The sequence below is a fragment of the Microcoleus sp. PH2017_05_CCC_O_A genome (genome assembly GCF_020738785.1).
GTDB lineage: Bacteria > Cyanobacteriota > Cyanobacteriia > Cyanobacteriales > Microcoleaceae > Microcoleus.
The window spans coordinates 1-9,658 of the sequence record NZ_JAEQCB010000246.1; the positions used below are offsets into that span (position 1 = coordinate 1).

General features: G+C 41.7%; 10 protein-coding genes. 8 read left to right on the plus strand and 2 right to left on the minus strand.

Features of this window, described 5'->3' with window-relative positions; all coding sequences use genetic code 11:
* Positions 1–272: 272 nt before the first annotated feature.
* The 8 genes from JGK20_RS32815 (at position 273) to JGK20_RS32850 (ending at position 8,231) form a co-directional block, all read left to right on the plus strand.
* Entirely contained in the window at positions 273–731 is a 459-nt protein-coding gene (locus tag JGK20_RS32815) for a hypothetical protein (RefSeq protein WP_293209008.1), read from the plus strand.
* Between the two features lie 61 nt (positions 732–792).
* The gene (locus JGK20_RS32820) at positions 793–2,457 is read left to right on the plus strand and encodes a hypothetical protein (protein WP_293209010.1); all 1,665 of its coding nucleotides are present in this window, start codon (positions 793–795) and stop codon (positions 2,455–2,457) included.
* A gap of 12 nt (positions 2,458–2,469) precedes the next feature.
* Positions 2,470–3,486, plus strand: coding sequence for a hypothetical protein (locus tag JGK20_RS32825; protein ID WP_293209012.1), 1,017 nt, complete (start codon positions 2,470–2,472; stop codon positions 3,484–3,486).
* 115 nt (positions 3,487–3,601) lie between these two features.
* On the plus strand, positions 3,602–4,840 hold the full coding sequence (locus JGK20_RS32830) for a LysM peptidoglycan-binding domain-containing protein (protein WP_293209014.1): 1,239 nt from the start codon (positions 3,602–3,604) through the stop codon (positions 4,838–4,840).
* An 850-nt stretch (positions 4,841–5,690) separates the two neighbouring features.
* Positions 5,691–5,945: an acyl carrier protein gene (gene acpP / locus JGK20_RS32835; RefSeq protein WP_293185403.1), complete on the plus strand. Its 255-nt coding sequence runs from the start codon at positions 5,691–5,693 to the stop codon at positions 5,943–5,945.
* 97 nt (positions 5,946–6,042) lie between these two features.
* Entirely contained in the window at positions 6,043–7,296 is a 1,254-nt protein-coding gene (gene fabF / locus JGK20_RS32840) for a beta-ketoacyl-ACP synthase II (protein WP_293233609.1), read from the plus strand.
* Positions 7,297–7,535: 239 nt separating this feature from the next.
* Positions 7,536–7,880, plus strand: a complete 345-nt coding sequence (locus tag JGK20_RS32845; RefSeq protein WP_293233615.1) for a papain fold toxin domain-containing protein — start codon at positions 7,536–7,538, stop codon at positions 7,878–7,880.
* A 153-nt stretch (positions 7,881–8,033) separates the two neighbouring features.
* Positions 8,034–8,231: a hypothetical protein gene (locus tag JGK20_RS32850; protein WP_293233611.1), complete on the plus strand. Its 198-nt coding sequence runs from the start codon at positions 8,034–8,036 to the stop codon at positions 8,229–8,231.
* 50 nt (positions 8,232–8,281) lie between these two features.
* Here JGK20_RS32850 and JGK20_RS32855 read toward each other — a convergent pair whose 3' ends face one another.
* A complete protein-coding gene (locus JGK20_RS32855) occupies positions 8,282–9,022 on the minus strand; it encodes a hypothetical protein (protein WP_293233613.1) in 741 nt (246 codons plus the stop codon).
* A gap of 353 nt (positions 9,023–9,375) precedes the next feature.
* A partial coding sequence (locus JGK20_RS32860) for a DUF6816 family protein (RefSeq protein ID WP_366039811.1) occupies positions 9,376–9,658 on the minus strand: 283 nt, incomplete at its 5' end.

The following is a 9,658-nucleotide window of genomic DNA, read 5'->3' on the forward strand; positions in this document are numbered from 1 at the left end:
ACCCAGATAAATCGTCTGCCCAATCTTCACAAATGGTTTGTGGAAATTTTCGCTAAACCCACATAGCTATTGGATCATTCTTTTTGTGGAGGCCTCTAAGTTTTCATGACCTTCTGTGCTGTCTCATACCATCTGCATTTTATTTAGATCGTTAGGAAAGATATCCTATCTTGACGATCTCGTAACAAATTTATGTCAAATTTTCCGGAAATTACGTAGAGACACCAGCCTAATCAGAAGGCTAACCATTAAACTACCCAGGATAACTTAATATGCCAGATGCTACAGAACTTGCAAAGCTCCTTGTTAGCTTACTATGTCCTGCATTACCCTTCCTCATGAAAATTGGTGAGAAAGTTGCTGAGGGGGTTAGTACCGACGCTGTAAAAGCTCTAGGAAAATCCAGTTGGGACAAAGCTAAGAATGTTTGGGCAAAACTCAGCCCTCAAGTTGAGCAGAAAGGAGCCGCCCAGGAGGCAGTCACTAATGTAATACAGCGTCCAGATGAGATTTCGCAGTTTGCGTTAATTAGTCAAATCAGAGATATTCTCGAAGGAAATCCAGAACTGACTCAAGAGTTGCTGAAGCTAATGCAAGAGAAAGATTCAGAACATGAGCGCGCAGTAGATCAATCAGTTAATCTCCAGAGTGGTGGAGTTTCTATTCGAGGAGATTTACACAATACTGGAACTTTTGTTGGTCGCGATCAACACAATGCAGGTAATAAGTAGAATTTCTAACCCTGCCAAGTTAACTGCTATGTTTATACCTGCCGGATTTCTTTAAAGCGCCATGTCTATTGCCACACCTCCAGGCGATGTCAATGAGGAAAATCTATCCCCTGAGCAACCCAAACAGGAACCTGCAAATGTTGAGAAAAAAGAAAAACCTTCTGATGATGAGCGTGAAAAAATCTTTCAATCATTTGTAAAGAAGGAGTCATCTAGTGAGAATAAAGTTGATGAATCTCAACAGCAGTTTCAAGACTTTGCAAAAAGATTTGTCAGCGAGTTCATAAAACAAGGTGGTTCAGTAGGCACTATTAACTTCCAAACTGGTGGTACACATATCGATGGAAGTTTTTACAGTAGTGGGCAGTTTGTGGGTGGTAGCCAATATAATCATAGTCAGAGTAATTCAGAGGGATCTTCCGATCGTGATCCTGCAACTTTAGATGATTTTGATTATGCTGCAATACCTTTGCCAGAAAGGGTAGAGCGTTGGTTTGAGAATTACCCAGCGATGCATCATCGTTCTCTAATGATAGCGATGGCGTTTTTGAACGGAAGTGATTGCCAATCTATTATCGCTATGAGCGAGAAGCTAGAGTCTAAAATGCGTTCAAAATCAGGTAAAGATACTCAGGAACTAGATGATGAAACCCTCAAATTTAAAATGCTAGGGTTTAAAAAACGACTGAGGATAGTCCTTGCTTATACTGAAGATAGCCATGAAAATACAGAGTTTGGGCGCAACTCATTTGAGATTTCCCTGTTCAATGACACAAATTTTCAAGGTGCTTTATTAAGGTATATTTGGCAGGAAGAAGACTATTACTGGCAGATAATTCTTGATTGTTTGGTAGAACTTGGTACAACACAGGGTTCTCTAACGAAAGTTCGTCTTGCTGGTGGGCTCAGTGAGTCTTGCAAATATCGCTTTGACCTAGTACGTGAAATGGTTTTGATTCCTTGGGCAAAGGCTGATAACCCTTCACAGCGTTCGTTAGTGGCATTATCTTTGGGTTTTACTGCATTAGGTGATGATGAAATTGCTTCTCAACAAGCACAGAATTTATTATCCCATTGGAGTACATTAAAGAACTCGCCAAACTTAAGACGAACGTCCATTGAAGCTTATAGTCTTTACGTTGGCTTGAAATTTCCAGATGATACATTTGAGAAGTTTATGAAAATCATAAAATCAAATGATATCAATCTTTTTTCAGATATTTTAGAAGGCATGGTCATGCTTTTTGAAATGAGTGAATCTATTCCTGATAATCGATTGATCATCTTAAAACATCTTGAGACATGGCTAAAGTATGACAGAAAAGAATCGTCCCATGAAATGGCTGCTTTTGTTACTTGGGGCATTATGAAAACATCAGAGACTTCAGTAGATAATCTCAATTGTAAAAAATTGCCAACGCTATTTTGGTTGGTCAAGACAGATGAGAAAAGTTCACAAACAGTTTCGTCGCTTATCAGATCTTCTCTAAATCTTAAACTGACTCGTTCTTTGGTGATAAAAGAGCTAGAGTCCTGGTTTAATTTTGTAGAAAAAGATTCTGAACTGAGGCAACCCCTTGGAAAAATTATCACTAGGATTATGAAACATGGAGATTCAAAAGAACGGCTCCGCCTTAAGGGCTATCTCAAGAGGTGGGCAGATCGAGGAAATTCATATTCACTAACAATTCTGACATTTTTACAACAAAAAGGATTAACACAGTAAAGGAGAGAAACTATGCAAGAAACATTCAATCCAATTTTAAGCCAAGAAGATGTTCGAGGCTGGTCTTTGACTAAAGAGATTCCTGTACCTGCGCCCAATACAGTTCTCGTTTTGTCTCGTAGTGGCGGTGAATTGTTAGTCATTAGTCACAGAGATAAACCGATCTCTTTTAGTAAATTTAAATTTGGGGGATATAATTTCTTATACAAAATAGATGTTGGTGAATATGTACTAAAAATTGATTGTTCCTTACCTTCAAAAACTTCTGGGTTCGACTTTCCAACCACAGTAGAAATTACCTGCTCTGTTTCTGATGCACAAATCATCGTAAAGGCAGGGACACAGGATGTCGCTTCAGTTTTAAAAGCACGGCTCATTAATGAGATGAAACAAATTTCTCGTGATTATGATTTGCGAGAAAATGCGACGGCAGAAAAAGATATTAATAGAAGTGTGAGGCGAAGAGTTGTTGATGAACGCTGTTTTGATGACTTAGGATTGCGAGTTCCTCAACTGGTAGCTTCATTGCAAATTGACTCATCAGCGATCGGAAGTATCAAGCAAGTAACCTTAACCGAACTGAATGAAGCTGCATTATTAGCTGACAAAGCGGCTCAATTTAGACTTGCCCAAGCTGAAGAAATTGCACAACTGAAGCTTGATGAATTGAAACGTATGCGTGCTTCAGCTAGTCAAGAGCATTATGAGAAACTTCTACGAGGTGGTGAACCCAGTCTACTTGCTGCCTATCTAGCACAAAATCCTGGAAATATTGCTGAGCTGATCAGTCGTTTTGATCAGCAAAAGCAGCTTTCTTCTGGTAGCAATATGGAACTATTAAAAATTATGCTGCAAGAAGATGCGCTTGAAGGATCTGAACTGGGTGAAGCTAGCATGAGAGTTTTACGGCGAGTAATGGGTTTAACCGAATCACCAAAAGCTGCTTTGGAAGGTAATGCAGCAAACGAAGACATACAACAACGATCTGATGACGATGACGATGATGATCTGGACGATGTGCCCAGTTAGAACACTCGTTACAAGTTTCTATGAATTGTAAATGTAGAGAAAGTTAGGTTTTAGAGTAATGAGCTTATTGCACCTAATCTTGCGGAGCATTTGGGGGGGGATAATCTACTTGCCTATGCCGTGGCAAGCGCTTGTCACTATAACCCTTCTCATGTTTTTCTTGCCACTTTTATTATTACGCTTGATTCCTTGGCTAATTGCCAGAGCTTTACAGCTTATATTCTTGCTAGCGTATGGAATTGTTTCTGGACTATTTTGGTTTTCCTACAAGATTGAACCTTTTTTACACAAGTCTGGTGATGGTTTTGCTGATTTTTTACAGGGAATAGAGAAATTTTTTCAAGGACTACTAAGAGTTATTGAGCAAACAAAAGAAGCCTGTCAAAGTCTTGAAAGAAGTGCCTTTCAACAGAAATGGATCGTAGGTAAAAAAAGCCTATATTTGACACCATTGATTACTTTACCATTTTGGTTTATCCGCCCTTGGCTGGATTTTTCACCGGGAGTAACCTCTCTAGTTGATAAAAGTATTGAGACTTGGTGTTCCTTTGAACATTGGAGTATGACTGGTCAGTGGCAACCTTCTGCTTTAACTTGCACTTACCCAAATCGAGCATCGCGCTGGGATAACAGTTTTAAATTTATTGAATATCAAAATAAGCAAATAATCTCTGATCTCACAGAAAAAATTAATCAAAAACCAGGAGATGTAGAGTTTCTGATAAATCGAGCTAATGCTTTTTTTAATATTGAAGAATATAATTTAGCATTTGAAGATTTTAATAGAGCTTTAGATTTTAACAGTTCTTATACACCTGCATATGTTGGTAAAGGTAGGGTATATCTTGTAATTGGAGATATTGATAAAGCTTTCACAGAATTCAACAATGCACGTCAAAAAGATCCTAAATATGCACCTGCTTATGTAGGACGTGGTGATGTTTATCGAAGAAAAAATGATAAACAAGCTGCGCTGGCAGAATATCAAAAAGCATATCAATTAAATCAGCAGTATGCTCCTACTTACTATAGTCGAGGAGACGTTCAATGCTACTTATTTGGCAATCAGGTAGAGGCAGTCAAAGATTATAATATAGCAGAGGAAATTTATCGTTCACAAGGCGATCTAGTGAATGCCTGGAAGGTAAGACAATCACTTAGTAAACTAGATACTTTGTATAAAATTCAGCGAGGTGATACTCTAAGTAAAATTGCTGCTCGTTTCAATACTTCAGCACAAGAAATTGCGTCAGTAAACAGTGATAAGTATCCTTCTCTGACCAATAATCCAGATTCCATAGAAACTGGTTGGGAAATTAGAATCCCAGCGTGCAGATCAACATCACGTGAATAGCGGCGATATCTAACAACGCCCTGGAGCAGATGGACAAAAGATATTGGTGCATACAACGGAAAACCGAGCCTGGTGTAAAGAAAGAGGAATTAGAATCAGTCGGTTCCCAAAAGGCAAGACCTTCAGCCCATGCTAGCAAAGAAAAAAAGAAGCAAGCGTTGGAAGATGAGATTAGAAAAAGATGAGACGATCGCACTTCGCTTGGATGCTGCAATGGCAACTCATTAATCAGCGAATTCATAACAAGGCTAGCCCTGTCAAGGTGGTGAAGAAAGCCTTCAAACGGTTGAAATTTCGTTTCAGACGATCGTTCAATCTGATTGTTTTCAATCCAGATCAACAATAAATCTTGTTTATTATCGATCGCCAACAGCTAGGATCGCGTAAATGTGTCGGTAGCACCTTGACATGGCTGGCATAAGGCCCATGCACACCGATCATATAGAACTGGTTGGATGAGTTCTAGGGCGTCGGTTCAGTATTAAAGGTTGACACAAGCGACATAGTATGTTGATGTAGACCTTGGCAGGGCTCTCGCATGAGGACAAAAAAATGGTTGGCGATCGCGATCTACTGTCACCCTCATCCTTCGCCCTACATAATAACCGGGTTTGACGGAGAAAAATACTTCGTTGTAGACCGCAGATTCGGTGAAAAACCCGGTTTCGAGGAGTCCCAACAGTCCTTAAGTTGACCACGGCCCACTCCCTACACAAAGGGTCAGTTAGAAAAGCGGCAACCCTTTCTCCCGAAGATCCCCCTTTCGGATAAGATCAGATACGCAGCAACCAATGCCGTGTTTCATCCCTAGTCTGAAGACACAGGGTTTTTATACTTACTGGAGTTTTTTATGAGTCAAGACGACATTTTTGCTAGAGTCAAGAAAATTGTGGCCGATCAACTAGAAGTCGATCCCACCGAAGTCAAGCCCGAAGCCAACTTTGCTAACGATTTAGGAGCAGATTCCCTAGATACAGTAGAGCTGGTAATGGCATTGGAAGAAGAGTTTGATATTGAAATTCCCGACGAAGCAGCCGAAGCAATTACCACGGTTCAAGCTTCTGTAGATTTCATCAGCAGCAAACTTGCAGCTCCAAAAGCATAAAATACCTGTCTTTTCCCCTAAGAGGAGAGAAGTTAAAAAACTAACAACTCCTCTTTTGTTCTGCGTTCTGGGTGTTTAATTTTTTGAAACTGAAATCATGGCAAATTTAGAGCGTAAGCGCGTTGTTATCACGGGTCTCGGCGCGATTACACCGATCGGCAATACCTTGTCTGAATATTGGGACGGGTTGCTGACCGGGAAAAATGGCATCGGCCCGATCACCTTGTTCGATGCGTCGCGGCACGACTGCCGGATTGCTGGAGAGGTGAAGGGTTACGACCCTCACGAGTATTTAGAGCGCAAGGAAGCAAAGCGGATGGATCGCTTTGCTCAATTTGGGGTATCAGCGAGCAAACAAGCTCTGGCTGATGCGAAGTTTGAGATTAACGACCTGAACGCAGAACAGGTGGGTGTCATTCTTGGCACCGGCATTGGCGGGCTGAAGGTTTTAGAAGACCAGCAAGAAATTTATCTGACTCGCGGCCCCGATCGATGCAGCCCGTTTATGATTCCGATGATGATTGCGAATATGGCCGCAGGCCTGACGGCGATTCAAACGGGCGCCAAGGGGCCGAACTCTTGCACGGTGACAGCCTGCGCTGCCGGCTCAAACGCTGTGGGCGATGCGTTTCGCCTAGTTCAGGGCGGTTATGCCCAAGCCATGATTTGCGGCGGTACCGAAGCGGCGGTAACTCCTTTGTGCGTGGCGGGTTTTGCTGCGGCGAGGGCGCTTTCGACTCGCAATGATGACCCGACTCATGCTTGCCGTCCGTTCGATCGCGATCGTGATGGTTTTGTCGTCGGCGAAGGTGCTGGGATTCTGCTTTTAGAAGAAATGGAACACGCTTTGGCACGAGGCGCCAGGATTTACGCCGAAATCGTCGGCTACGGTTTAACCTGCGATGCGTACCACATGACATCCCCAGTACCGGGGGGCGAAGGTGCATCGCGGGCGATCGCTTTAGCCCTCAAGGATGCGGGTTTGACGCCGGATCGAGTGAGCTATATCAACGCTCACGGCACGAGTACGCTTCCCAACGATTCCACGGAAACAAAGGCAATTAAGAAGGTTTTGGGAGAAAGCGCTTACAAAGTAGCAATTAGTTCTACCAAGTCAATGACAGGCCATCTTTTGGGCGGTTCTGGGGGAATTGAGGCGGTGGCGACGGTAATGGCGATCGCCAACGATAAAGTCCCGCCGACAATCAATCTAGAAAATCCCGATCCTGAGTGCGATTTAGATTATGTTCCCCATACAAGTCGCGATCTAAAAGTTGATGTGGCACTGTCCAATTCCTTTGGATTTGGCGGCCACAACGTGACACTGGCATTCAAGAAGTTTGTGCAGTAACCCGAAATCGGAAAGTCGCAAGTTAGAAGGTGAAAAACTAATTTTTCACCTTCTAATTTTTTTAGGTGAATTTTTAGGTTGGGTACACTGCGACTAAGAAACCGGGTTTTTTACCGAATCTGCGGGCTACAGCGAATATTTTTCGTAAAAAACCCGGTTTCTGGCCATCGATGCGTAAGTCATCAATTTGTTGGTTGTGGTGGGATATGAGTTAAATTAGTGCTGAGCAAATACTGCAAATCAAGGCTATTGTCGATCGCTATGAAAACTTTAAATGTGTTGAGTGCGCCACCAATCTCAAGGATTACTTGACAAGTCAAGGAATTCCTGGAAAGCGCATAAAACTGTACACAGGATACGGAAGAGGTCGGAACAGTGGGATTTATGATGATAGCGTACCGGGAGAGGCTATTTCAGTCAATGGTCGTCACGAAGGAATCGCTATTGTTATCAACAACATAGAAATTATTTTTGACAACCATCACCCGGACGGGCTAAACAGAGAGCAATGGATGACAAACTTGCTATTTCATGGTAAGCTATTTAATGATTTACAGTTTATAGTAATAGAAGAAGACTTTTAATAGGAGACTTTTTTATGCTAGCCGAAGTCAATGTTAACAAACTAGATGTTAAATCTGAATACTTCTTTGATTTACTGCAAAGAATCAAACAGAGACCTGGTATGTATTTGGGCAAGTGTTCAATTACCCGCCTGCGCGCATTTTTAGATGGATATGAGACGGCTAGAGCGGAACTTGGTTGATGGATTTCAAGAGTGGATACAAGAAAGATATCAAATTACGTCAACTCACGGATGGGACAGTATAATTCTCTTCTTCTCTGCTGACGAAAAAGATGCCCTCGATAAATTTTTCAAACTGTTGGAAGAATTTCTCGATCTGGCTAAGATTGCTGAGGACAAGCACAATTAGTATAGATGTTTTGAATCCTCACTTCACCATCCCTAGATCGAGATTTCACCTTAATTGTCGGAAGTAATTGCCGAAATCGAATATTGATTACCCGCTGAGCTAGGATATTTAACTGAAAATGCTTGCACATTTTCCTGATTAAAATTAGGGGCATAATACTGCTTGATTTTGTCAAATGTCAGTTCGCCTCCTGTAATATCAGTTGTATAGCCTGTTTCAAGTTCCCTCATATACCCCAAAGCTGCTCTAAAGCCTTCGGGATCTTGCTCTGCCTCAATTTGAACAGATAAAGGACTTCCTAAATCGTTTTCGTAAACTAAGGCGATTACTCCTTTTCTTGCCCTTTTCCATTCAAAAATACTGATTTTATCCTTATTAATTTGAATAAACTTCTCGCCGTTTCTGACAATTAAATAGTTTTCTACATCAAAAAGTATGGGTGGAGCGGAAACTATAGTAAATTCTCCCCATTCCCCTCTTAAATAGTATTTGTCATCCGCCCTAAAAAATTCGTCTATGTTCCCGTAATCAACGCTACCATCTGGATCGGCAATTGGGCTGATGTTGTTCAGAACCAAATCGTAGGTTTGAGGATGGGGGAAATTGACTGTCATCCGCCAATAACAATACTGTTCCCCAGGTAAGGCTTGAGTGTATAGAGGGTGATTCTCAGTGAGGACAGCTTCTAAGAGGATTTGTATAGATGTTTTAGCATTAATGCTGAGTACATAGCTATCCTCTAAATAAATATTTTCAAATCCCGGAAACTGCCAGTAGTTTAAGCGTTCCATTGTTAAATGTCCCAATCGATAGGAGTATGATTAGCTATACTTTTTCTGTTGACGGGCTTTCCTTGTAGATCGATTCTACTGCCTTTGGGATTTCTGAACTCTACATGAGGATGATTGCTTCCCGGAGCTCTTGGAGTTCCCTGTTTAAGCGTTAGCCTAGCTACTCCGTTTTTATCAATATATTTTAACGGGCCATTAGGTGTTTGAGTAGGATGCCATCTCTGTTGTGATTCAGCCCACATTTGAAAGTCGCTGGCTTTTGGATTAATCCCAGTTGAGATAGCTTATATTATTCGTTCCCATGCCATTCGCCCCGCTAGAGTTGCCATACTAATAATTCACCATGAATTAGCTTATTCTGTCGGCAACAACTCCAAGCGATATCGGTACAAAGCCACAGGATGCCCCCCAGCCGCAAAATAATCCGGATCTTGGGGCGATAAATAAATCGCTGTCACCTGATCCGCTTCAATTTTTTTACTCGCACAATATCCATTTTCCCCGCTTTCAATGACTCGATAAGCTGTGGTTGTTTCAACTTCGTTTAAATAAATATCAGTCTCGCCCCGAAACACCTGCTGAGAAATTTCTGTAGATACAAACTCCCGAGGATTCGGCGTTTCAGTGCCGCGACTG

Coding starts and splice junctions, on each gene's coding strand:
- JGK20_RS32815 (WP_293209008.1), top strand. CDS start 273: ATGCCAGATGCTACAGAACTTGCAAAGCTCCTTGTTAGCTTACTATGT.
- JGK20_RS32820 (WP_293209010.1), top strand. CDS start 793: ATGTCTATTGCCACACCTCCAGGCGATGTCAATGAGGAAAATCTATCC.
- JGK20_RS32825 (WP_293209012.1), top strand. CDS start 2,470: ATGCAAGAAACATTCAATCCAATTTTAAGCCAAGAAGATGTTCGAGGC.
- JGK20_RS32830 (WP_293209014.1), top strand. CDS start 3,602: ATGCCGTGGCAAGCGCTTGTCACTATAACCCTTCTCATGTTTTTCTTG.
- acpP (WP_293185403.1), top strand. CDS start 5,691: ATGAGTCAAGACGACATTTTTGCTAGAGTCAAGAAAATTGTGGCCGAT.
- fabF (WP_293233609.1), top strand. CDS start 6,043: ATGGCAAATTTAGAGCGTAAGCGCGTTGTTATCACGGGTCTCGGCGCG.
- JGK20_RS32850 (WP_293233611.1), top strand. CDS start 8,034: ATGAGACGGCTAGAGCGGAACTTGGTTGATGGATTTCAAGAGTGGATA.
- JGK20_RS32855 (WP_293233613.1), bottom strand. CDS start 9,022: ATGGAACGCTTAAACTACTGGCAGTTTCCGGGATTTGAAAATATTTAT.